This is a genomic window from Caballeronia grimmiae (genome assembly GCF_000698555.1).
In the GTDB taxonomy this organism is placed as follows: domain Bacteria; phylum Pseudomonadota; class Gammaproteobacteria; order Burkholderiales; family Burkholderiaceae; genus Caballeronia; species Caballeronia grimmiae.
Map to the genome: position 1 here is coordinate 1 of NZ_JFHE01000057.1, position 21,804 is coordinate 21,804.

Annotated in this window: 22 protein-coding genes; 15 read left to right on the forward strand and 7 right to left on the reverse strand. The window is 63.7% G+C overall.

The window, feature by feature from the left end; genetic code table 11:
* Positions 1-53: 53 nt before the first annotated feature.
* The gene (locus BG57_RS28530; RefSeq protein ID WP_035970291.1) at positions 54-830 is read right to left on the reverse strand and encodes an enoyl-CoA hydratase; all 777 of its coding nucleotides are present in this window, start codon (positions 828-830) and stop codon (positions 54-56) included.
* Between the two features lie 133 nt (positions 831-963).
* Between BG57_RS28530 and paaN the strand changes: the two genes are divergently transcribed.
* The 4 genes from paaN (at position 964) to paaK (ending at position 5,408) form a co-directional block, all read left to right on the forward strand.
* Positions 964-2,673: a phenylacetic acid degradation protein PaaN gene (gene paaN, locus BG57_RS28535; RefSeq protein WP_035970292.1), complete on the forward strand. Its 1,710-nt coding sequence runs from the start codon at positions 964-966 to the stop codon at positions 2,671-2,673.
* Positions 2,674-2,800: 127 nt separating this feature from the next.
* Entirely contained in the window at positions 2,801-3,592 is a 792-nt protein-coding gene (gene paaG / locus BG57_RS28540) for a 2-(1,2-epoxy-1,2-dihydrophenyl)acetyl-CoA isomerase PaaG (protein WP_035970294.1), read from the forward strand.
* A 58-nt stretch (positions 3,593-3,650) separates the two neighbouring features.
* Complete coding sequence (paaI, locus tag BG57_RS28545; protein WP_229754127.1) at positions 3,651-4,037, forward strand: hydroxyphenylacetyl-CoA thioesterase PaaI; 387 nt, start codon at positions 3,651-3,653, stop codon at positions 4,035-4,037.
* Positions 4,038-4,103: 66 nt separating this feature from the next.
* Positions 4,104-5,408 (forward strand): phenylacetate--CoA ligase PaaK, encoded by a 1,305-nt coding sequence (gene paaK, locus BG57_RS28550; RefSeq protein WP_035970316.1) that lies wholly within the window; start codon positions 4,104-4,106, stop codon positions 5,406-5,408.
* A gap of 9 nt (positions 5,409-5,417) precedes the next feature.
* Here the strand turns inward: paaK and mltA are convergent, their stop codons facing one another.
* Both mltA and apaG read right to left on the reverse strand, forming a co-directional pair.
* Positions 5,418-6,668, reverse strand: a complete 1,251-nt coding sequence (gene mltA, locus BG57_RS28555; protein ID WP_174447253.1) for a murein transglycosylase A — start codon at positions 6,666-6,668, stop codon at positions 5,418-5,420.
* Positions 6,669-6,765: 97 nt separating this feature from the next.
* Entirely contained in the window at positions 6,766-7,140 is a 375-nt protein-coding gene (gene apaG / locus BG57_RS28565) for a Co2+/Mg2+ efflux protein ApaG (RefSeq protein WP_035970296.1), read from the reverse strand.
* A 286-nt stretch (positions 7,141-7,426) separates the two neighbouring features.
* Here apaG and rpe point away from each other — a divergent pair, with 286 nt between their 5' ends.
* The 8 genes from rpe to BG57_RS28605 all read left to right on the forward strand — a co-directional run bounded on the left by rpe (position 7,427) and on the right by BG57_RS28605 (position 14,611).
* Complete coding sequence (gene rpe / locus BG57_RS28570; protein WP_035970297.1) at positions 7,427-8,116, forward strand: ribulose-phosphate 3-epimerase; 690 nt, start codon at positions 7,427-7,429, stop codon at positions 8,114-8,116.
* Positions 8,113-8,853, forward strand: coding sequence for a phosphoglycolate phosphatase (gph, locus tag BG57_RS28575; RefSeq protein WP_035970298.1), 741 nt, complete (start codon positions 8,113-8,115; stop codon positions 8,851-8,853). The genes rpe and gph overlap by 4 nt, the downstream gene beginning before the upstream one ends.
* 397 nt (positions 8,854-9,250) lie before the next feature.
* Positions 9,251-10,747, forward strand: coding sequence for an anthranilate synthase component I (trpE, locus tag BG57_RS28580; protein WP_035970300.1), 1,497 nt, complete (start codon positions 9,251-9,253; stop codon positions 10,745-10,747).
* A 12-nt stretch (positions 10,748-10,759) separates the two neighbouring features.
* Entirely contained in the window at positions 10,760-11,350 is a 591-nt protein-coding gene (locus tag BG57_RS28585) for an aminodeoxychorismate/anthranilate synthase component II (protein WP_035970301.1), read from the forward strand.
* On the forward strand, positions 11,347-12,378 hold the full coding sequence (gene trpD / locus BG57_RS28590) for an anthranilate phosphoribosyltransferase (protein WP_035970303.1): 1,032 nt from the start codon (positions 11,347-11,349) through the stop codon (positions 12,376-12,378). The genes BG57_RS28585 and trpD overlap by 4 nt, the downstream gene beginning before the upstream one ends.
* Before the next feature lie 12 nt (positions 12,379-12,390).
* The gene (trpC, locus tag BG57_RS28595) at positions 12,391-13,176 is read left to right on the forward strand and encodes an indole-3-glycerol phosphate synthase TrpC (RefSeq protein ID WP_035970305.1); all 786 of its coding nucleotides are present in this window, start codon (positions 12,391-12,393) and stop codon (positions 13,174-13,176) included.
* An 11-nt stretch (positions 13,177-13,187) separates the two neighbouring features.
* Positions 13,188-13,841 (forward strand): CYTH domain-containing protein, encoded by a 654-nt coding sequence (locus BG57_RS28600; RefSeq protein ID WP_035970306.1) that lies wholly within the window; start codon positions 13,188-13,190, stop codon positions 13,839-13,841.
* The gene (locus BG57_RS28605) at positions 13,838-14,611 is read left to right on the forward strand and encodes a uracil-DNA glycosylase (protein WP_035970307.1); all 774 of its coding nucleotides are present in this window, start codon (positions 13,838-13,840) and stop codon (positions 14,609-14,611) included. The genes BG57_RS28600 and BG57_RS28605 overlap by 4 nt, the downstream gene beginning before the upstream one ends.
* A gap of 73 nt (positions 14,612-14,684) precedes the next feature.
* On the opposite strand, the gene BG57_RS28610 is transcribed toward BG57_RS28605, so the two are convergent.
* The 4 genes from BG57_RS28610 to BG57_RS28625 form a co-directional block, all read right to left on the reverse strand.
* The gene (locus BG57_RS28610; RefSeq protein WP_035970309.1) at positions 14,685-15,281 is read right to left on the reverse strand and encodes an FMN-dependent NADH-azoreductase; all 597 of its coding nucleotides are present in this window, start codon (positions 15,279-15,281) and stop codon (positions 14,685-14,687) included.
* A gap of 129 nt (positions 15,282-15,410) precedes the next feature.
* Entirely contained in the window at positions 15,411-17,210 is a 1,800-nt protein-coding gene (locus tag BG57_RS28615) for a M61 family metallopeptidase (RefSeq protein WP_035970319.1), read from the reverse strand.
* A gap of 130 nt (positions 17,211-17,340) precedes the next feature.
* Positions 17,341-18,072 carry a DsbC family protein gene (locus BG57_RS28620; RefSeq protein ID WP_035970312.1) on the reverse strand — a complete coding sequence of 244 codons (732 nt, stop codon included), beginning with the start codon at positions 18,070-18,072 and terminating at the stop codon, positions 17,341-17,343.
* 63 nt (positions 18,073-18,135) lie between these two features.
* Positions 18,136-19,308: a UbiH/UbiF family hydroxylase gene (locus BG57_RS28625; RefSeq protein WP_035970313.1), complete on the reverse strand. Its 1,173-nt coding sequence runs from the start codon at positions 19,306-19,308 to the stop codon at positions 18,136-18,138.
* Between the two features lie 200 nt (positions 19,309-19,508).
* Between BG57_RS28625 and ychF the strand changes: the two genes are divergently transcribed.
* The 3 genes from ychF to BG57_RS28640 all read left to right on the forward strand — a co-directional run.
* Positions 19,509-20,603, forward strand: coding sequence for a redox-regulated ATPase YchF (gene ychF, locus BG57_RS28630; RefSeq protein WP_035970320.1), 1,095 nt, complete (start codon positions 19,509-19,511; stop codon positions 20,601-20,603).
* Positions 20,604-20,744: 141 nt separating this feature from the next.
* Positions 20,745-21,056, forward strand: a complete 312-nt coding sequence (locus BG57_RS28635; RefSeq protein WP_035970314.1) for a DUF3761 domain-containing protein — start codon at positions 20,745-20,747, stop codon at positions 21,054-21,056.
* A 170-nt stretch (positions 21,057-21,226) separates the two neighbouring features.
* A partial coding sequence (locus BG57_RS28640; protein WP_152562736.1) for an ATP-binding cassette domain-containing protein occupies positions 21,227-21,804 on the forward strand: 578 nt, incomplete at its 3' end.

The window sequence follows — 21,804 nt, forward strand, 5'->3', positions numbered from 1 at the left end:
AATCGCGAAGGAACGGAATTCTAGTTAGCCCAAGCGCAATATGCAAGGGTTTTCTATCGGTGTTTGAAAAGCGGCTTTCGCTTCTCCACAAATGCCGTCATGCCTTCTTTCTGATCTTCCGTTGCGAACAGCGAATGAAACAGACGCCGCTCAAAATGGACGCCTTCCGCCAGCGTCGTTTCGTATGCGCGATTGACTGCCTCTTTCGCCATCATGACCGCAGGCAGCGAAAAGCCGGCGATGATCGTCCCCGCCTCCACCGCCTCATCGAGCAAACGATCGGCGGCGACGATACGCGACACCAGTCCGGCGCGCTCCGCTTCTACCGCATCCATCATGCGCGCGGTCAGACACATGTCCATCGCCTTCGCCTTCGATACCGCGCGAGGCAAGCGTTGCGTGCCGCCCGCGCCCGGAATCACGCCGAGCTTGATCTCCGGCTGTCCGAACTTCGCCGTATCGGCGGCGATGACGATGTCGCACATCATTGCCAGTTCGCAGCCGCCGCCAAGCGCGAAACCCGCCACCGCCGCGATCACCGGCTTGCGGATCGAGCGGATGGTCTCCCAGTTGCGCGTGATGTAGTCGTTCTTGTAGACGTCCATATAGGAGTAGCCGGCCATCATGCCGATGTCCGCGCCCGCAGCGAATGCCTTCTCACTCCCGGTCAGCACGATCGCACCGATATTCTCGTCGGCATCGAAGGCTTTCAGCGCCGATCCGAGCTCGTCCATCAGCGCGTCGTTGAGCGCATTCAGCGCCTTCGGGCGATTCAGCGTGATCAGTCCGACTCGTCCGCGTGTCTCTACCAGCACGTTCTCGTAAGTCATTCGCTCCTCCTGGCGATCCTCTGGTAAGTCCTAGTGAAGGACCTTCTTGTACATCATCTCGATAATGCTACCATCACCAACCAACCGGTCGGTTAATTAATCGACCAGCCGCTCATCAATCTCTCTTCCGACCATGACACATTCCTTGTTCACGAAGCATGAAGCGATGCTCGACAAAGCGCTCTCCGCCATCGAAACGCGTGGCTACTGGAGCCCGTTTGCCGAAATGCCGAGTCCCAAAGTGTACGGGGAAACGGCCAGCGCGGACGGCGAAGCGGCATTCAAGGCGCATCTGGGCAAGACCTTCGAGCTCGATCAACCCTCGACGGGCGAAACAGTCGGCGCGGAGCGGTCGCCGTTCGGGGTTGCGCTCGACATCAAGTATCCGAAGGCCGATTCCGACGCGCTCATCCAAGCCTCGATTCAGGCTCAGAAGCAGTGGCGCGCCGCCGGTCCGCAAGCATGGGTCGGGGTCAGCCTCGAGATTCTTTCACGGCTGAATCGCGCCAGCTTCGAGATTGGCTACAGCGTGATGCACACGACTGGCCAGGCGTTCATGATGGCCTTCCAAGCTGGCGGCCCGCACGCGCAAGACCGCGCGCTCGAGGCGGTCGTCTACGCGTGGGACCAACTGCGCCGCATTCCGGCCGAAGCGCACTGGGAAAAGCCGCAAGGCAAGAACCCGCCGCTCGCGATGCAGAAGCGCTATAGCATCGTTCCGCGCGGCGCCGGTCTCGTGCTGGGCTGCTGCACGTTTCCGACGTGGAACGGTTATCCCGGCCTTTTCGCCGACCTCGCCACGGGCAACACCGTTATCGTCAAGCCGCATCCCGGCGCAATCCTGCCGCTGGCGATCACCGTACGCATCGCTCGTGACGTCCTGCGCGAAGCCGGCTTCGATCCGAACGTCGTCACGCTGCTCGCCACCGAGCCGAATGACGGCCCGTTCGTCCAGCAACTCGCCGTGCGTTCGGAAATCAAGCTCATCGATTTCACCGGCAGCACGCAGAACGGCACCTGGCTCGAGCGCAACGCGCACCAGGCGCAGGTCTTCACGGAGAAAGCGGGCGTGAATCAGATCGTCATCGATTCCGTCGACGACATGAAAGCCGCCGCGCGCAACATCGCGTTCTCGCTCGCGCTGTACTCCGGCCAGATGTGTACCGCGCCGCAAAACATCTATGTGCCACGCGACGGCATCCGCACCCCCGACGGCCAACTCACCTTCGACGAAGTCGCGAAGGCGCTCGCCGGCGCCGTCGAGAAGCTGACTTCCGATGCCGCCCGTGCCGTCGAACTGACCGGCGCGATTCAGAACGAAGGCATCGTGGCGCGAATCGCTGCAGCACGCGCGCTCGGCGACGTGCTGCTCGATAGCCAGACGCTCACGCATCCCGCCTTCCCGGAGGCGCGAGTTCACACGCCACTGCTGCTCAAGCTCGACGCACGCGATCACGAAACCACGTTCACGAGAGAATGGTTCGGACCTATCGCGTTCGTGATTGCCACCGATTCCACGACGCAATCGCTCGACCTCGCCGGCTCCATCGCGCAGGAGCACGGCGCGCTGACGCTGTCGGTCTACAGCACGGACGACGCCGCGATCGACGCTGCCCATGAAGCCGCGATACGCGGTGGCGTCGCGCTCTCGATCAATCTGACGGGCGGCGTCTTTGTCAACCAGTCCGCAGCGTTCTCCGACTTCCACGGCACCGGCGCAAATCCGGCCGCAAATGCCGCTCTCGCCGATGCCGCCTTCGTCGCAAACCGCTTCCGGGTCGTTCAAAGTCGAGTGCATGTTGCGCCCAAGGCAGCGCCTGCGGAAGCCGGCCAAACGGCATAAGCAAAACGACGGAAAGGCGAGGTCGTGCAATCGGCTTATGCCTTTCGGCCGAATGGAAAGCATCGGGCCGCGCGTCTAGTATCCGCATGTGACGAACTCAAACGCGGCCCGTGTCAGAGGAGATGCCATGTCCGAGCAGTCCGTTCTGTTTCAAATCGATAGCGATACGCGCGTCGCGACCATCACGCTGAATCGTCCTGACAAGCTCAACAGCTTTACACGCGAGATGCACGGCCAATTGAGCCAGGCGCTCGACCAAGCGGAGGCGGAGAACGCGCGCGCGATCGTCCTGACCGGCGCGGGGCGCGCGTTTTGCGCCGGGCAGGACCTTGCCGATCTCAACTTCACGCCGGGTTCGATGTCCGACCTCGGTGAATTGATCGACGCTCACTTCAATCCGCTCGTGCGCCGCCTTCAAGCGACGCCGCTGCCCGTCATCGCAGCGGTCAACGGCACGGCTGCAGGCGCGGGCGCGAACCTGGCGATGGCCTGCGATCTCGTCCTCGCGGCACGTTCGGCGAGCTTCATCCAGGCGTTCGTAAAGATCGGCCTCGTGCCGGATTCGGGCGGAACGTGGCTCTTGCCGCGCCGCGTCGGTGAAGCGCGTGCGTTGGGGCTGGCGCTGACCGGCGACAAGCTCGGCGCGGAGAAGGCCGAAGCGTGGGGCATCGTGTGGCGCGTCGTGGACGATGCGGAACTTCAGCACGCCGCCGCGCAACTGGCCGCACAACTCGCCCAGCAGCCCGCGCGCGCAATTGCCGCGATCAAGCAGGCCATGCGTGCGAGCGCGGCCAACACATTCGACGCGCAACTCGACCTCGAACGCGACGTGCAGCGCGAACTCGGTGCATCGCCTGACTACATCGAAGGCGTCGCCGCATTCAAGGAAAAGCGCGCACCGCGCTTCGAAGGCCTTTGAATCCATCAGGGAGACTTGCGTGACGCCTCAACAACTCGCCGAAGCTACGGCCAAAGCCATGTATGAAGCGGATGCCTGCTCGCGTGCGCTAGGCATCGAGCTAGTCGAAGTGCGGCCCGGCTATGCGCGGCTTCAGATGAACGTGCGCCCGGACTTTCTCAATGGCCACGCAATCTGCCACGGCGGCCTGATGTTCACGCTGGCGGATTCCGCATTCGCTTTCGCGTGCAACTCCTATAACGTCAGCACGGTGGCGGCGGGATGTTCGATCGAATTCCTGCGGCCCGTGCACGGCGGCGATCGCCTGACCGCTGAGGCGGTGGAGCAGACATTGAGCGGGCGCACCGGCATCTACGATATCCGCGTCACGAATCGCGAAGGCGAAGCCGTCGCGATGTTTCGCGGCAAGTCGGCCCAGATCAAGGGCACCGTGATTCCCACTTGACCGAACCGATCGATCAGCCGGACGCGGCAACGACCGCGCCGCATAGCGAGCATGAAGGAGACATCGATGACTACACCGTTGCCGCTCGAAGCGATCGAGAAGGCGAGCCGCGACGAACTCGTCGCGCTTCAGTTGCAGCGTCTGAAATGGACGCTCAGACACGCCTATGACAATTCGCCTGTGTATCGCCGCAAGTTCGATGAAGCGGGCGTCCATCCCGACGACGTACAGTCGCTTGGGGACCTCGCGCGCTTCCCCTTCACGACGAAAAAGGACCTGCGCGACAACTATCCGTTCGGCATGTTCGCCGTGCCGCAAGAGCGCGTCGCGCGCATCCACGCTTCGTCCGGTACGACGGGCAAGCCTACCGTCGTCGGCTATACAGCGAAGGACATCGACACCTGGGCGGATCTCGTCGCCCGTTCGATCCGAGCCGCGGGCGCCCGTCGCGGCGACAAGGTCCACGTGAGCTACGGCTACGGCCTTTTCACCGGCGGGCTCGGTGCGCACTATGGCGCCGAGCGCGCGGGACTGACGGTCATTCCGTTCGGCGGCGGTCAGACCGAGAAGCAAGTCCAACTGATTCAGGACTTCCGGCCCGACATCATCATGGTGACGCCGAGCTATATGCTCTCCATCGCTGACGAGCTGGAGCGGCAAGGCATCGAGCCGGCGAGCTGTTCGCTGCGCATCGGCATCTTCGGCGCGGAGCCGTGGACGAACGACATGCGCCATGCTATCGAGCAGCGCATGGGCATCGATGCCGTCGACATCTACGGTCTATCCGAAGTAATGGGGCCAGGCGTGGCGTCCGAGTGCGCCGAAACGAAGGACGGCCCGACGATCTGGGAGGATCACTTCTACCCCGAGATCATCGATCCCGACACCGGCGAAGTGCTGCCGGACGGCGAGTTCGGCGAGCTGGTGTTCACGTCGCTCACGAAGGAAGCGCTGCCGATCATCCGCTATCGCACGCGAGATCTCACGCGACTTTTGCCGGGCACCGCGCGGACGATGCGCCGCATGGAAAAGATCACCGGCCGCTCGGACGACATGATGATCGTGCGCGGGGTCAACGTCTTCCCGACGCAGATCGAGGAACTCTTGCTGAAGCGGCCGGTACTCGCGCCGCATTATCAGATCGTGCTGACGAAGGACGGCCCGCTCGACGTATTCACGCTCAATTGCGAGCCATGTCCCGAATCGGCGCCCGACGTCGCGGCGCTGGACAGCGCAAGGAGTGCGCTCGCCTACGACATCAAGGCGCTGATCGGCGTGAGCGCCGTGGTGAACGTGCTGCCGGTGAACGGTATCGAACGTTCTGTCGGTAAAGCACGGCGTGTGGTGGACAAGCGCGGCGTGAAGCCGTAAGTCACGCGATCACGAGTTAGGCATCAGCAGCCACATCCGGCCGCCCTGCTTCATGCGTCCCGCGAGGTCGCCGGCATCGTCGCCGAGGCCCCAGAAATAATCGGCGCGCACGCCGCCCTTGATCGCAGTGCCGGTATCCTGAGCGAACACCAGCCGGTTCATCGGCTGGTTGCTGAGCGGGCGCGTGGTCTGGAGGAACACGGGCGTGCCGAGCGGAATCGCGGAAGGGTCGACTGCGATCGAACGTTCGGGCGTCAGCGGCACGCCGAGCGCGCCGACGGGACCGTCGCCGAGACTGGTCGTCAGCGCCGTGGCGGCAGGCATTTCGCGGAAAAACACGAAGCGCGGATTGACGTCGAGCAGCGCATCGACGCGCGCCGGATTGGCCTTTGCCCACGCCTTGATGCCTTGCATCGTCGCTTGCGCGGGCGTCAGTTCGCCGCGATCGAGCAGCTCCTTGCCGATCGACCGATACGGCTGATTGTTCGTCCCGCCGAAGCCCACACGCATCACGCTGCCGTCTTCCATGACGACGCGCCCCGAGCCCTGCACTTGCAGGAAGAAAGCTTCGATTGGATCGTCGACCCAGACCAGTTCGTTGCCGTTCAACACGCCGGAGCGTTCGAGCTGAGCGCGCGCAGGCAACGCGGCGCCGGGTTTATAACGATACGGCCATCGATACAGCGCATATTGATACGCACCGCGCCGCGTGCGCGAACCGCGCAGCAGCGGTTCGTAGTAGCCGGTTACGAGGCCGTCGAGCGTGCCGTCCGTATTGGCTAGCTGGAACGGCGTGAAATACGTCTCGAAGAAGCTGCGCGCCTCCGACATGTCGAGGTCGTCCAGCCGCTGGGCCGCCGCGCACGCCTTCTGCCAGTTGGCCTGACGCGCAAGCCGGCTGCAATTCTGACGCAGCGCGGCGGTCGCGCCGATCAGCGAATCGTCGTTCCAGCCGGGAACCTGCTGCCAGCTCACCGCCGTAAGCCGAGATGACGCGCGCTGCCCGGTCGTGATCGGCGTGCCGCCGGCCGTGCTCGGCCCCGGCTTCACATAACCACCGCCGCCGCCACCGCACGAGGCGAGCAGGACAGCCGCTGCGATCGACGCGGCCCAGGCCGCTCCACGTGCCGCGCTTCGCACGATACTGCGCATACAATGCTCGTTCTTGATGGGAACCGCCATGTCTGATCTGTTCGACGAATATCCAATGCTGATTTTTGCGCTCGAGGCGCTCGTGGCGCTCGGCTTGCTGATTTTCATTGTCGCGTGGACGGCATCGGGCAAGAAGAAACACCAGAACCGCGCGAACGACGCAGCCAAGCGCCGTTAAGCTCCGCTGCCCGCTGCCATCGTTGCTTCAATGCAGCGTGCGCGGCATATGCAGGGCGAATTCGGCGATCGGCGCCTCGAAGCGCTCGCCGTCCTCCGCGACGCAGAAGTATTCGCCGCGCATCGTGCCGACCGGCGTGCCGATCACCGCCCAACTCGTATATTCGAATCGCTCGCCGGGCGGCAGGAGCGGCTGCTGGCCGACTACGCCGAGCCCCTTCACTTCCTGCACGTGGTTGTCGCTGTCGGTGATGATCCAGTGACGCGAAATGAGTTGAGCCGCGACCTGGCCGGTATTGCGAATCGTCAGCGTGTAGGCAAAGGCGTATTGGCGGCTGTCCGGATCGGACTGTTCGGGCAGATATCGCGTCTCGACGGACACGCTGAATTCGTACTGGCTCATCGTCGTTCCAAGTTCAATTCGTCGCTTCGCTGCCGGCAGACAGCGAGCGGGTGTGCCGCTATTGGTCACGCATTCTGCTTGATGCAGCCCGTGCCCGCAACACGGAATCCGGGGCGCTGAGCGCGTCGGGCAGCGTTCATCTGGCCATTCGGCCGACTTACGCCGGGAAAATCGCGAGTTAGAATCACGGCTTCGGACCCGGGGCCGCACGCTGGCCGGCCTTTGCGCCTGCTGGCCCGCGAGCCATCAGGCTTTCATGCATTCTGGCCTCACATCAGATACGCTCATGGCGCAATTTCACATCGCTCCCAGCATCCTTTCCGCCGATTTTTCCCGGCTCGGCGAGGAAGTCCGCAACGTCGTCGCCGCCGGAGCCGACTGGATCCACTTCGACGTAATGGACAACCATTACGTGCCGAACCTCACCATCGGCCCGATGGTCTGCGAGGCCATCCGCCCGCACGTGGACGTGCCCATCGACGTGCATCTGATGGTGCGCCCCGTCGATCGCATCGTGCCCGATTTCGCGAAGGCGGGCGCCAATGTGATCAGCTTTCACCCGGAAGGTTCGGATCACATCGACCGTACGCTGTCGCTGATCCGCGATCACGGCTGCAAGGCGGGCCTCGTGTTCAACCCGGCGACGCCGCTGAATTATCTCGATCACGTGATGGACCGGCTCGATCTCATTCTGATCATGTCGGTCAATCCGGGTTTCGGCGGTCAGTCGTTCATCCCCGAGGCACTCCACAAGCTGCGCGAAGCGCGTGCGCGCATCGACGCTTACCGCGAGCGCACGGGCCGCCTCATTCATCTGGAAATCGACGGCGGCGTGAAAGTGGACAACATCGCGGAAATCGCGGCGGCCGGCGCGGACACATTCGTCGCCGGCTCCGCCATTTTCGGCAAGCCTGACTATAAGCAGGTGATCGACGCGATGCGTGTGGAACTGGCGAACTCGGGAGCGCAGCAATGAGCGATAGCGCGGCGGCGTTGCCCGCCTTTTCGAACCGGCCGATTCGCGCGGCCATCATCGACCTGGACGGCACCATGGTCGATACCGCCAACGACTTCGTCGCCGCCCTGAACGGCATGCTCGCGCGCATCGGCGTCGAACCGCTCGTCACGCGCGAGGAAGTCGTGGGCTACATCGGCAAGGGGTCGGAAAACCTGATTCGCAGCGTGCTGGCCGCCCGTCTGCCGCACCCGCAAGCCACCGGGCAATTCGACGACGCGCTCGCCACTTATCAAAGCGAATACGCGAAGATCAACGGGAAGCATTCGACGCTCTTCCCCGAAGTCAAGGAAGGTCTCGAAGCGATGCGCGAACTCGGCATCGCGCTCGCGTGCGTGACCAACAAGCCGCATCGGTTCGCGGTGGAACTGCTGTCGCACTTCGGCGTGGCGCAGTATTTCAAGGTCGTTCTCGGCGGCGATTCGGTCGCGCTGAAGAAGCCCGATCCGCTGCCGATGCTCACCGCTTGCGAACGCCTGGACGTATTGCCGCGCGAAACCGTCGCGGTCGGCGATTCGGAGAACGATGCGCTCGCGGGCCGCGCCGCCGGCATGGCGACGCTTACCGTGCCCTATGGCTATAACCACGGGAAAGCAGTGCAATCGGTGAAATCCGATGGTATAGTTTCCACGCTGCGCACCGCAGCCATGGCGATCGCCGCGACACTGGCGCCGCCCGACACCACTCTGACTGAATAGTCCATCTTTCATGTTTCTCAACAGAAAACGGAGTCTGAGCAGCATCGACCGGGGAGCCTGGCCCTGGCGTCGCTGGTCGCGCTAACCTCACCCGAGGTACGCTGAAGCCATGTCGCGTCTTACTGCACTCGCTTCAGCATCCGTTTTTTGTTTCGCTGCGCATTCCCGCGCCGTTTCCGTTGATTGGTCCATCGAGCCGTTTCCTGGCATGCGTTGCCGTGCGTCACATCTGACGCAGGCCGCGCGCTGCCGCGAAAGGTCCGATCGTCGTCTGAACCGCATCCGCGCGGCTCGGACGCATCTGCCGACAACGCGAGAAACAAGCCGACCGCAGCGCCCCAGTTCTTCCCGACGCCGCATCTCCATATGAAGGCGCGCGTCGATCAAGGATCGCAACATGACCGAACTCGAATTCCAATCGCTGGCGAATGAAGGCTACAACCGCATTCCGCTGATCGCCGAAGCGCTCGCCGACCTCGAAACCCCGCTGTCGCTTTATCTGAAGCTGGCGCAACCCGAACGCAACGGCGCAAACTCGTTCCTGCTCGAATCGGTGGTTGGCGGCGAGCGCTTCGGGCGTTATTCGTTCATCGGCCTGCCGGCGCGCACGATGGTGCGCGTGCAGAACGGCGTGTCCGAAGTCGTCACCGACGGCGCCGTGACTGAAACCGACGAAGGCGATCCGCTCGCGTTCATCGAGCGCTTCCAGAAGCGCTTCAAGGTGGCGCTGCGTCCGGGCTTGCCGCGTTTCTGCGGCGGTCTGGCCGGCTACTTCGGCTATGACGCGGTGCGCTACATCGAGAAGAAGCTGGCAAACACGGCGCCGCGCGACGATCTCGGCCTGCCCGACATCCAGTTGCTGCTGACGGAGGAAGTCGCGGTCATCGACAACCTCGCGGGCAAGCTCTATCTCATCGTCTACGCCGATCCGACGAAGCCCGAAGCCTACGCAAAGGCGAAGCATCGCCTGCGCGAACTGCGCAGCCGGCTGCGCGCGACCGTGCAGCCGCCGGTGACATCCGCGAGCGTGCGTACGGAAACCTATCGCGAGTTCGCCAAAGAGGATTATCTGAACGCGGTCCGACGCGCGAAGGAATACATCGCGGCGGGCGAACTGATGCAGGTGCAGGTCGGCCAGCGTCTCATCAAGCCGTTCCGCGACAATCCGCTCTCGCTGTATCGCGCGCTGCGGTCGCTGAATCCGTCGCCGTACATGTACTACTACAACTTCGGCGGCGATGTGCACGTGGTCGGCGCGTCGCCCGAAATTCTCGTGCGTCAGGAAAAGCGCGCCGAGGATCGCATCGTGACGATCCGCCCGCTCGCCGGCACCCGCCCGCGCGGCAACACGCCCGAGCGCGACGCTGAACTCGCCACCGAATTGCTGAACGATCCGAAGGAAGTCGCCGAACACGTCATGCTGATCGACCTCGCGCGCAACGACGTGGGCCGCATCGCGGAAACGGGTTCGGTCGCCGTGACGGACAAGATGATCATCGAGAAGTACTCGCACGTTCAGCACATCGTGAGTTCGGTCGAAGGGAAGCTGAAGCCCGGCGTGAGCAACTTCGACGTGCTGCGCGCGACCTTCCCTGCCGGCACGCTGTCCGGCGCGCCGAAGGTGCGCGCAATGGAACTGATCGACGAGCTCGAGCCCGTCAAGCGCGGACTGTATGGTGGCGCGGTCGGGTATCTGTCGTTCAGCGGCGAGATGGATCTCGCCATTGCGATCCGCACCGGCCTCATCAACAAGGGCAATCTGTATGTGCAGGCGGCTGCGGGCGTCGTCGCCGATTCGGTCCCCGAGTCCGAATGGCAAGAGACGGAAAGCAAGGCGCGCGCCGTGTTGCGCGCCGCCGAGCAAGTGCAAGACGGCCTCGACAGCGACTTCTGAGGAGACAAGACCATGCTGCTGATGATCGACAACTACGACTCGTTCACCTATAACCTGGTCCAGTACTTCGGCGAACTCGGCGAGGATGTGCGCACCTATCGCAACGACGAAATCACGCTCGACGACATCGCGAAGCTCGAACCCGATCGCATTTGCCTGTCGCCGGGGCCGAGCAATCCGCAGCACGCGGGCATCACGCTCGACGTCCTGCGCGAATTCTCCGGCAAGCTGCCGATTCTCGGCGTGTGCCTCGGCCATCAGGCGATCGGCGAGGCATTCGGCGGACGCGTCGTGCGCGCGCAAACCATCATGCACGGCAAGGTGAGCCAGATTGAAACCGACTGTAAGGGCGTGTTCTCCGATCTTCCCAAACACTTCAACGTGACGCGCTATCACTCGCTCGCGATTGAACGCGAGTCTTTGCCCGACTGTCTGGAAGTGTCAGCGTGGACGCCGGACGGCGAGATCATGGGTGTCCGTCACAAGGAACTGGAAGTGGAAGGCGTGCAGTTCCATCCGGAATCGATTCTCTCGGAGCACGGTCACGCCCTGCTCGAAAACTTCGTGAAGAACACCACGGCAGGCAAGGGCGCAAAACGATGACCATCACTGCACAGGAAGCGCTGCAACGCACGATCGAGCACCGCGAGATCTTTCACGACGAAATGCTGCATCTGATGCGCACGATCATGCGCGGCGAAATGTCGCCCGTGATGGCTGCCGCGATCATCACCGGCTTGCGCGTGAAGAAGGAGACCATCGGCGAAATCGCGGCGGCGGCAACTGTCATGCGCGAGTTCGCGAACCATGTCGAAGTCGACGACAACTCCAATTTCGTGGATATCGTCGGCACCGGCGGCGACGGCTCGCATACCTTCAACATCAGCACCGCGTCGATGTTCGTCACGGCCGCGGCCGGCGCGAAGGTCGCGAAGCACGGTAATCGCGGGGTATCGAGCAAGTCGGGCAGCGCGGACGTGCTCGAAGCGCTCGGCGTCAACATCGACCTGACGCCCGAACAGGTGGCGGCATCGATTCACGAGACGGGCATGGGCTTCATGTTCGCGCCGAATCATCATCCCGCGATGAAGAACATCGCGCCTGTGCGGCGCGAACTCGGCGTGCGCACCATCTTCAACATCCTCGGGCCGCTGACGAATCCGGCGGGCGCGCCGCATCAGCTGCAGGGCGTGTTCCACGAGGACCTCGTCGGCATCCAGGTTCGCGTGATGCAGCGGCTCGGCGCGAAACACGTGCTCGTCGTGTACGGCAAGGACGGCATGGACGAAGTGTCGCTCGGCGCGGCGACCAAGGTCGGCGAGCTGAAGCACGGCGAAGTGACCGAGTACGAAATTCATCCCGAGGACTTCGGCCTGCAGATGGTGTCGAACCGCACACTGAAAGTGCAGGACGCGCAGGAATCGAAAGCGATGCTCCTCGGCGCGCTGAACAACAAGGCGGGCGTCGCACGCGAGATCGTCACGATGAACGCGGGCGCGGCGCTGTATGCGGCCGATGTCGTCGATTCGATCGCCGCCGGCATGGCCGCCGCGCGCGAGGCGATTACGAGCGGCGCGGCGCGCGAGAAAGTCGAGACGCTCGTGAAGTTCACGCAGCAGTTCAAAAGTTAAACGGAAGCTGACATGAGTGACATTCTGGATCGCATCATCGGGGTCAAGCGCGAGGAAATCCGCGCCGCCGAACAAAGCGCGCCGCTCGAAGAGTTGAAGCTCGAAGCGAGCGCACGCGACCTGCGAGATTTCGTCGGCGCGTTGCGCGCGAAGCATGCGGCGAATCAGGCCGCCGTCATTGCCGAAGTGAAGAAGGCGAGTCCGTCGAAGGGCGTGTTGCGCGAGCATTTCGTGCCGGCCGATATCGCCCGTTCGTACGAGCAAGGCGGCGCCGCGTGTCTGTCCGTGCTCACCGACGTGCAGTTCTTCAAGGGCAGCGTCGCGTATCTCGAGGAAGCGCGCGCCGCGTGCAGCCTGCCGGTGTTGCGCAAGGACTTCATCATCGATCCGTATCAGGTCATCGAAGCGCGCGCGATGGGCGCCGACTGCATTCTGCTGATCGCCGCCGCGCTCGAGCTTTCGCAGATGCAGGACCTCGAAGCCTACGCGCACTCGCTGGGACTCGCGGTGCTGGTCGAAGTGCACGACGCCGACGAATTGCGTAGCGCGCTCACGCTCAAGACGCCGCTCATCGGCATCAACAACCGCAATCTGCGCACGTTCCAGACAACGATCGACACGACCATCGGCATGCTCGAATCGGTGCCGGACGATCGTATCGTCGTGACGGAATCGGGCATCCTGTCGCGCGCCGATGTCGAGCGGCTGCGCGCGATGCGCGTGCACACCTTCCTCGTCGGCGAAGCGTTCATGCGCGCCGACGATCCGGGCGCGGAACTCGCCCGCATGTTCTTCTAACGGGGCGGCTAGTGGGTATCGAACGGGAAATCAAACTGGCGCTGTCGCCGTCGTCGCACGACGACGTCGCACGTTTCTTCGACGAGCGCACCGGCGCGGGCAAGCCGATGAAGCTCGGCAACGTCTACTTCGACACGCCGTCGCTGACGCTCGCGAAAGCGAAGTCCGCGCTGCGTCTGCGCCGCACGCCGGAACAATGGCTGCAAACCTACAAGACGCTCGGGGAAGCCAAGGCCGGAATGCATAGCCGGCACGAATGGGAACTGCCGGTCAAAGGCGAAGCGCTCGAAATCGATGCGCTCCTCGCCGCCTGCGACGACGACGCCGCCCGCGCTGCGCTGCAAGCCGCCGCGCCGGATCTCATCGCGCTCTTTCGCACCGATTTCACGCGCATCGTGTGGGATGTCGAGCGCGAGGGATCGCAGATCGAAGTCGCGCTCGATTCGGGTGAAATCACCGCGGACGTCGATGGCGAAACGCGTCGCTCTGAAATCAGCGAACTGGAAGTCGAGCTGAAATCGGGCGATGCAAGCGCGCTCGAAACGCTCGCCGCCGAACTGCGCGGCGCGTTTCCGGAACTCGATCCTGAAGACGTCAGCAAGGCGCAGCGCGGGTATCGGCTGCGCGAGCGGCCCGAGAGCAACCTCAACGACGCGGAAGCATGAATCGTCAGCCCTCTCTCTTTGCGGAAGCCGAAAGCGTGGCCGAGGCGTCCGGCGCATCGAGCTTCGCCACGCTCGAAAGTCAGTTCGACGCCCTGCCCGCCGACTGGCGGCGTCATCTGAAGGCGTTCATCGAGAGCCCGCGCTATGCGGCGTTATGCGAATTCGTCGATGCGGAACGCGCCGCCGGCAAGACCGTCTATCCCGCCGATGTCTTCCGCGCGCTGCGCTTGACGCGTCCCGAAGACGTCAAGGTGATCATCCTCGGCCAGGACCCCTATCACGGCGAGGACAAGGGCGCGCCACAGGCTCACGGCCTCGCGTTCTCGGTGCCCGCGCCGGTGCGCCCGCCGCCGTCGCTGCGCAACATCTTCAAGGAGATTCACGCGAGCCTCGGATTCGCCGCGCCGTCGCACGGCTGTCTCGATGCGTGGGCCAGGCAAGGCGTGTTGTTGCTGAACACATCGCTGACGGTCGAGCGCGACAAAGCCGGCAGCCACGCGAAACGCGGTTGGGAGCAATGCACCGATACGCTCATCCACGAGATGGCCGTTCGGCACGACGGTCTCGTCTTCATGCTGTGGGGCGCGCACGCTCAGGCGAAGCGCGGCCTGATCGAAGGAACGGCGAAGGCGCATTGCGTGCTCGAAGCGCCGCATCCGTCGCCGCTGTCGGCGCATCGCGGCTTTCTGGGATGCGGCCATTTCGTGCGGGCGAACGAGTATCTCGCGCAGCACGGACGGAAGCCGATCGACTGGCAATTGCCGGAGTAAGCGCATCGACGTAAAAAACCCGCTGCGGTCGCGAGACCCAGCGGGTTTTTTCATGCACCGGCGTATCGCCGGCCTACAGCGCCGCGATTGCTTCGCGCGCTTGCGCCAACGCCGCGCCAGCCGCATCCGCGCCCATGTTCAGGCCTTCCGCGTAGATGAAGTTCACATCGGTCATGCCGAGGAAGCCGAGGAACGATTGCAGATACGGCGTCTGCGAGTCGTGCGGCGTGCCGACATACTTGCCGCCGCGCGCCGACACCACGAACACCTTCTTGCCCTTCACGAGCCCTTCCGGACCATTCGCGGTGTAGCGGAACGTGATGCCCGCACGCGCGACCTGGTCGAAATACGCCTTCAGTTGCGACGAAATGCCGAAGTTGTACAGCGGCGCCGCGATCACGACGATATCCGCTGCTTGCAACTCCGCGATCAGCGCGTCGCTCTTCGCGGCGATCGCCGCCTGTTCGGCGCTGCGCTGGTCGGCGGGCGTGAAGAACGCGCCGAGCGTCGCATCGTCGAGGTGCGGGAGGTTGTCCGCAAGCAGATTGCGGACGACGACCTTCGCGCCCGGATTGCTTTGTTGCAGCTTTGCGGTTAGTTCGTCGGCGAGCAGCGTCGACTGAGCGCCTTGCGAACGAGCAGCGGAGTTGATTTGCAGAATCGTCGTCATGATGTCTTCCTTCCTGTATGGGTCCGGGCACCGGAAGCGCCCGCGTCAGGAAGCATTCTCAGTTTTTCGACATCCGCGAAAAAGCCGCGCGACCGTGAAGGATCGTTGCACCGGTAGAACAATCGGCGTTCAGCCCCGGAGCCAGCGCTCGCGCCATTGCTTCGAAGGACCGCGCCCGTCCATCGCAGTCAGCACGTAACGCGAGACCTCCGGCGCGTCGAGCCGCAGCTCCGCGCGACGCAGTTCATCGCGTCTGAACGCATGGATTTCGACCTTCGCGCCCGGCAGATAACGCGACAGCAGCGCATCCAGATTCGATCCGGTGACGCGCAGGCCATCGATCGCCACGAGCACGTCGCCCGCCGACAGCCCAGCTTTTTGCGCCGCGCCGCCATCGTGGACGACCGCGACCGTGCAGTCCGCCCCGCCCCGCACACGCGCGCCGAGCGACGGCTTGCCGGCCGTGCCGTTGGTCGCCATGTCGGGCGCAAGCGCGATGCCGAACGGCTCCAGCAGCGCATCGAGCGGCAGATCGCGAGTGCCGCGCACGCCGTCGCGAAACAGCGTGCGCAAATCGGCGCCGGTCGCTTCGGCAAAGAGCGCTTCGACGTCTTCCTCGCGGATGCCGCGCGGCTTGCCGTTGTAGAAATCGCGGCCGTAACGCTGCCAGAGCAGGCGCATCACGTCGTCGAGCGATTTCCGGTTGCCGGTCTGCGCGCGAATCGAGAGATCGAATGCGAGCCCGATCAGCGATCCCTTCTGGTAATAGCTGACGATCGCGTTCGGCGCGTTTTCGTCGGCGCGGTAGTACTTGACCCACGCATCGAACGAACTCTGCGCGACGGATTGCTTCAATCGCCCGCTGCTGCGCATCACGCCGCCGATGGTCTTGCCGAGCAGCGAGAAGTAGTCGCTGGCGCTGATGAGCCCGCTGCGCACGAGCATCAGATCGTCGTAATAGGACGTGAAGCCTTCGAAGAGCCACAGCAGCGACGTGTAGTTCTCCTGCGACAGGTCGTACGGTGCGAACGCCGCCGGCTTGATGCGCTTCACGTTCCACGTATGAAAGTATTCGTGGCTGCACAAACCGAGATACGTGCGATATCCGTCGCTCATTTCAGGGCGGCCCTGCACCGGCAGATCGCCGCGATTGCAGATCAGCGCCGTCGATGCGCGATGCTCCAGCCCGCCGTAGCCGTCGGCGACGGCGACCGTCATGAACACGTAGCGGTCCATCGGCGCTTTCTTCGTGCGCGGTTCGAACAGCGCAATTTGCGCTTCGCAGACGCGCTTGAGATCGACGGCGAGCCGCTGCATGTCCAGTCCGATGACGCGTCCCGCGATCACGATGTCATGCTTCACGCCATGCGCCGTGAATCCGCCGAGCGCGAATTCGCCCAGCGTGACGGGGTGATCGACGAGTTCGTCGTAGTTCGCCGCCTCGTAGCTGCCGAAGCCGTAGCGCTTCGTTCCGCGCGATTCCCCGAGCGCCGTCGCGACGCGCCAGTTGCGAAGCGCGCCGCCGGCGGGCGGCTGGATATCCACGATACAAGGCGCCGCCGACTGCCCTTCCACCGCGAGAAATACGCTCGTGCCGTTGAAGAAGCCGATGGTGTCATCCAGATGCGCCGCGCGCACGGACAGGTCCCACGCATAGACCTCGTAGCGCAGCGTAATCGGGCCGTCGTGCGGCGCGGCCTGCCACACGTGCTTGTCGATTTTCTCGATCGCGATGCGCCGGCCCGCCGCGTTGAACGCCTGCAGCGTCACGATGTTGCGCGCGAATTCGCGGATCATGTAGCTGCCCGGAATCCACACCGGCAACAGGAAGCGCTGACCGGCCGGGTCCGGCTCGGCAACGGTGAGCGTCACTTCGAAAATGTGCGCGGCCGGGTTCTTCGGAACGATGCTGTAGCGCACCGGTTGCATCGGGGAATTCATCGCGTAGTCCTTGTTCTTTTTTTGGGCTGCAACACGCGCGTGCGCAATGGCACGCAATGGCAGGCCGAAAAACCAAAGGAGGCGCACGCGCGCCTCCTTCCCGTCGATTACACCGGCTTCAGCGTACCGCCGACAATGCCTTTTCCAGTTGATCCGCAGGCACCGCGCCCGGCAGACGGCGGCCATCGGCGAGGAACACGGTCGGCGTGCCGGTCACGTTCATCGAGCGGCCGAGTTTGAGGTTCTTGTCGATCGCGGTGGTGTCGCAGGCGGCGGCGGTCGCCGGCGCCTTGTGGTCGAGCATCCAGCCTTCCCAGCTCATCGCGCGATCCTTCGCGCACCAGATCGATTTCGACTTGGCCGTCGAATCCGGTGACAGCACCGGGTACAGGAACGTGTAGACGGTCACGTTATCGATCGATTTCAGCGTCGACTCGAGTTGCTTGCAGTATGGACAGTTCGGGTCCGAGAACACGGCGATCTTGCGGCTGCCGTTGCCCTTCACGACCTTCACCGCGTTCTCGAACGGCAGCTTTGCGAAATCGATCTTGTTGGTTTCAGCGAGCCGCGCTTCGGTCAGGTTCTTGCTGTTGCGCGTATCGACGAGATCGCCGAGCAGCACGTAGTTGCCGCCTGCATCGCTATAAATGATCTGCGAACCGAGGTTGACTTCGTACAGCCCGGCAATGGGCGTTTTCTCGATGCTCTTGATGGTCGCATCGCCCATGCGCGATTCGAGCGTCGATTTGAGCTTGTCGGTGGTCTGATCGGCCTGCGCCGAACAGCCGAGGCCGAGCGTCACAGCCAGCGTCGTGACCGTGGCGAGACTCAGGCGAAGAGTGGTTTTCATGCCGTTTTCCGTAGATGCGGGGCGACGCCGCCAGGCGCGCCCCGCTGTATGTGAGTTGACTGCTTACCCGAGCGCCGCCGACACGAGCCAGCGCTTGGCAAGCGGCTGCGCCCCGACGAACGCCATGCCCGTGTTGCGGATCGCGCGGGCCAGTGTGCCGGGCGCGGAGAAGAGCCGTTGCATGCCGTCCGTCACGATCATCAGCTTCTGAATGTCTTCACGGCGCGCGCGTTCGTAGCGGCGCAGCAGGATCGGATCGCCGAGATCGCGGAACGCTTCCTTGTTCACGATGACATCCGCGAGCGCGGCGACATCGCGCAGGCCGAGATTCATGCCCTGGCCGCAAAGCGGATGAATCAGATGCGCGGCATCCCCGACGAGCGCGACGCGCGGCGCAACCAGCCGGTCGACCGTCTGCAGCCCGAGCGGAAAGCCCTGCGCGGGCGTCACGCATTCGAGCGCGCCGAGCGTGCGTTGCGATGCTTCCTCGACCTTCGCGGCAAGCTGCGCCGGATCGAGCGCGATGAGTTCGTCCGCATGCTGCGTGCGCGCCGACCAGACGAGCGACACGTGATCGCCCGGCAGCGGCAATAGCGCGATGATTTCGGTGTCGCGGAACCATTGATACGCGGTTTCACCGTGCGGCCGTTCCGCCTTGAAATTGGCGACGACGCCCGTTTGCCGGTAATCGCGGCGCTCCATCTTCGCGCCCATCTGCGCCCGCACCCAGGAATGCGCGCCGTCCGCGCCGACGATCAGATCCGTCTGCAGCGTCTCGCCGCTCGAAAGCGTGACGAAAGCCGCGTCTTCTTCGACGGTCATGCCCTGCGCGCGTGCTTCGAACCACGAAAGACTTGGCTGGAAACGCAAGGCGGCGTCGAGCGCCTGCTCGATCAACGTCGATTCGACGATCCACGCAAGCTGCGGCACCGATGCCTGGAAGGCGGAGAAATGCAGCTCCGCGTGCGCATCGCCGAACACGCGCATGTCGAAGACCGGACCGAGCCGCGAGCGATCCAGCGCCTGCCAGACGCGCAGCCGCTCGAGCAAGGTCTGCGAACTGGACGACAGCGCGTAGATGCGCGAATCGAAGATGGCGCCGGGCGGCAAGCCCGCTGCTTGCGGCGCGAGCAGCGCGGTGCGCAGGCCGGACTGGGCGAGCGCGAGTGCAGCCGTCTTGCCGACGAGCCCGCCGCCGACGACGACCGCGTGAAAGGTCAAGGGATGCGAAGTCATGTGGGGCATTATAGCCGCGAGGGTTGAGGGGGTTTTGGCGCTCGTCGGGCGCGGAAACGTTGATGCCGCGCGGCGTTACAATATCGGTTTGCCCGGCTGCGGATGCGGCCCCGGCGCTGGCGCGCAAAGCTGGCCGCCTCGCGAGCATCGTTTGACGAATGCGCGCGACGAAGCGCCGTCTCACCAGTTCGAAGGATTCCATGAGCCTCCAATGCGGCATCGTCGGCTTGCCTAACGTCGGCAAGTCCACTCTTTTCAATGCGTTGACCAAGGCGGGTATCGCCGCCGAGAACTATCCGTTCTGCACGATCGAGCCGAATGTCGGCGTCGTCGAAGTGCCGGACGCTCGTCTTACGGCGCTGGCTGAAATCGTGAAGCCGGAGCGCATCCTGCCGGCGGTCGTCGAGTTCGTCGATATCGCGGGGCTGGTCGCCGGCGCGAGCAAGGGCGAAGGCCTCGGCAATCAGTTTCTCGCGAACATCCGCGAGACGGATGCCATCACGCACGTCGTGCGCTGCTTCGAAGACGAGAACGTGATTCACGTCGCGGGCAAGATCGATCCGATCGCGGATATCGAAGTCATCAATACGGAACTGGCGCTGGCCGATCTGGCGACGGTCGAGAAGGCGCTTACGCGTTACTCGAAGGCGGCGAAGTCGGGCAACGACAAGGAAGCGGCGAAGCTCGTCGCGGTGCTCGAAAAGGTGCGCGCGCAGCTCGATCAGGCGAAGCCGGTACGCGGCCTCGGTCTGAACGACGACGAACAGGCGCTCATCAAGCCGTTCTGCCTGATCACCTCGAAGCCGACGATGTACGTCGCGAACGTGAAGGAAGACGGCTTCGAGAACAATCCGTATCTGGACGCGGTGCGCAAGCATGCGGAGGCGGAGAATGCGCCGGTGGTCGCGGTGTGCGCGGCGATCGAGGCCGAAATCGCCGATCTCGACGACGCCGACAAGCAGGACTTCCTCGCCGACATGGGCATGACGGAGCCGGGGCTGAATCGCGTGATTCGCGCGGGTTTCAAGCTGCTTGGACTGCAGACCTACTTCACGGCGGGCGTGAAGGAAGTGCGCGCGTGGACCATTCATGTGGGCGACACGGCGCCGCAGGCTGCCGGCGCGATCCATACGGACTTCGAACGCGGCTTCATTCGCGCGCAGACGATTGCCTTCGATGACTTCGTCGCGTACAAGGGCGAACAAGGCGCGAAGGAAGCCGGGAAGATGCGGGCGGAAGGAAAGGAATATGTGGTGCAGGACGGCGATGTGATGAATTTCTTGTTCAACGTCTAAGCGGCGCGACAAGACAAGTCAAAGACTGTCAAAGCGGTTGATTCGAAAAGCGGAGTGCCTGAAAAATGGCACTCCGCTTTTTTTTCATGGGCGGCGCATGGCGAAATATCGCCGATAAGAACTATGAGAGGCCAAGAGAAAATGAAGAGACATAGAAAGATCCGCACGTTCCTGCTCGGTTGCGCACTCGCGCTGACGGCCAGCGTCTTGCCCTACGCGCCGGCCCACGCCTATTACAACGGCAACTACCAGCAGCAACCCGACGAATCCGACCTCGACAATCACGGCCACTACAAAAACCGCGACGGCAACATCATCCATTCCCCCGCCCGCTCCCGCTCGGGCACCGTCCCCGAACGCGCGAGCGCGCAATGCCGCGACGGCACCTACAGCTTCAGCCGCCACCACAGCGGCACGTGCTCGCGGCACGGCGGCGTCGCCGCATGGCAATAGCGCGGGCGATAACCCGGCGCAAGCCCGAAGTACAATGACACGCAACCCCGCTGCGCCCCGAAAGCGCGGCGGGCACGCGCATCATCGCGCGCAGACGAATTCATCGAACGCCGGCTCACGCGCCGCCCGCGCACGGCGTTCGCATCTTCAAACGATCACAGACAATCCACATGGCCCAATACGTCTTCACCATGAACCGCGTCGGCAAGATCGTGCCGCCGAAGCGTCAGATCCTGAAAGACATCTCGCTCTCCTTCTTCCCCGGCGCGAAAATCGGCCTGCTCGGGCTGAACGGCTCCGGCAAGTCGACGCTCATCCGCATCATGGCGGGCGTCGATAAGGACATCGAAGGCGAAGCGCAGCCAATGCCGAACCTCAACATCGGCTATCTGCCGCAGGAGCCGCAACTCGATCCGCAGCAGACCGTGCGTCAGGCCGTCGAAGAAGGTCTCGGCGATGTATTCCAGGCGCAAAAGAAGCTCGACGAAATCTACGCCGCCTACGCCGAACCCGACGCCGACTTCGACAAGCTCGCCGCCGATCAGGCGAAATACGAAGCCATCCTCGCGACGAGCGACGGCGGCAGCCCCGAGCAACAACTCGAAGTCGCCGCCGACGCGCTGCGCCTGCCCGCGTGGGACGCGAAAATCGAACATCTGTCGGGCGGCGAAAAGCGCCGTGTCGCGCTCTGCAAGCTGCTGCTGCAAAAGCCCGACATGCTGCTGCTCGACGAACCGACCAATCACCT

Bases quoted from the DNA above. Each gene is read 5' to 3' on its own strand.
- BG57_RS28530 (WP_035970291.1), bottom strand. From the start codon at position 830: ATGACTTACGAGAACGTGCTGGTAGAGACACGCGGACGAGTCGGACTG.
- paaN (WP_035970292.1), top strand. From the start codon at position 964: ATGACACATTCCTTGTTCACGAAGCATGAAGCGATGCTCGACAAAGCG.
- paaG (WP_035970294.1), top strand. From the start codon at position 2,801: ATGTCCGAGCAGTCCGTTCTGTTTCAAATCGATAGCGATACGCGCGTC.
- paaI (WP_229754127.1), top strand. From the start codon at position 3,651: ATGTATGAAGCGGATGCCTGCTCGCGTGCGCTAGGCATCGAGCTAGTC.
- paaK (WP_035970316.1), top strand. From the start codon at position 4,104: ATGACTACACCGTTGCCGCTCGAAGCGATCGAGAAGGCGAGCCGCGAC.
- mltA (WP_174447253.1), bottom strand. From the start codon at position 6,668: ATGAAAATCAGCAAGCCGAGCGCCACGAGCGCCTCGAGCGCAAAAATC.
- apaG (WP_035970296.1), bottom strand. From the start codon at position 7,140: ATGAGCCAGTACGAATTCAGCGTGTCCGTCGAGACGCGATATCTGCCC.
- rpe (WP_035970297.1), top strand. From the start codon at position 7,427: ATGGCGCAATTTCACATCGCTCCCAGCATCCTTTCCGCCGATTTTTCC.
- gph (WP_035970298.1), top strand. From the start codon at position 8,113: ATGAGCGATAGCGCGGCGGCGTTGCCCGCCTTTTCGAACCGGCCGATT.
- trpE (WP_035970300.1), top strand. From the start codon at position 9,251: ATGACCGAACTCGAATTCCAATCGCTGGCGAATGAAGGCTACAACCGC.
- BG57_RS28585 (WP_035970301.1), top strand. From the start codon at position 10,760: ATGCTGCTGATGATCGACAACTACGACTCGTTCACCTATAACCTGGTC.
- trpD (WP_035970303.1), top strand. From the start codon at position 11,347: ATGACCATCACTGCACAGGAAGCGCTGCAACGCACGATCGAGCACCGC.
- trpC (WP_035970305.1), top strand. From the start codon at position 12,391: ATGAGTGACATTCTGGATCGCATCATCGGGGTCAAGCGCGAGGAAATC.
- BG57_RS28605 (WP_035970307.1), top strand. From the start codon at position 13,838: ATGAATCGTCAGCCCTCTCTCTTTGCGGAAGCCGAAAGCGTGGCCGAG.
- BG57_RS28610 (WP_035970309.1), bottom strand. From the start codon at position 15,281: ATGACGACGATTCTGCAAATCAACTCCGCTGCTCGTTCGCAAGGCGCT.
- BG57_RS28615 (WP_035970319.1), bottom strand. From the start codon at position 17,210: ATGCAACCGGTGCGCTACAGCATCGTTCCGAAGAACCCGGCCGCGCAC.
- BG57_RS28620 (WP_035970312.1), bottom strand. From the start codon at position 18,072: ATGAAAACCACTCTTCGCCTGAGTCTCGCCACGGTCACGACGCTGGCT.
- BG57_RS28625 (WP_035970313.1), bottom strand. From the start codon at position 19,308: ATGACTTCGCATCCCTTGACCTTTCACGCGGTCGTCGTCGGCGGCGGG.
- ychF (WP_035970320.1), top strand. From the start codon at position 19,509: ATGAGCCTCCAATGCGGCATCGTCGGCTTGCCTAACGTCGGCAAGTCC.
- BG57_RS28635 (WP_035970314.1), top strand. From the start codon at position 20,745: ATGAAGAGACATAGAAAGATCCGCACGTTCCTGCTCGGTTGCGCACTC.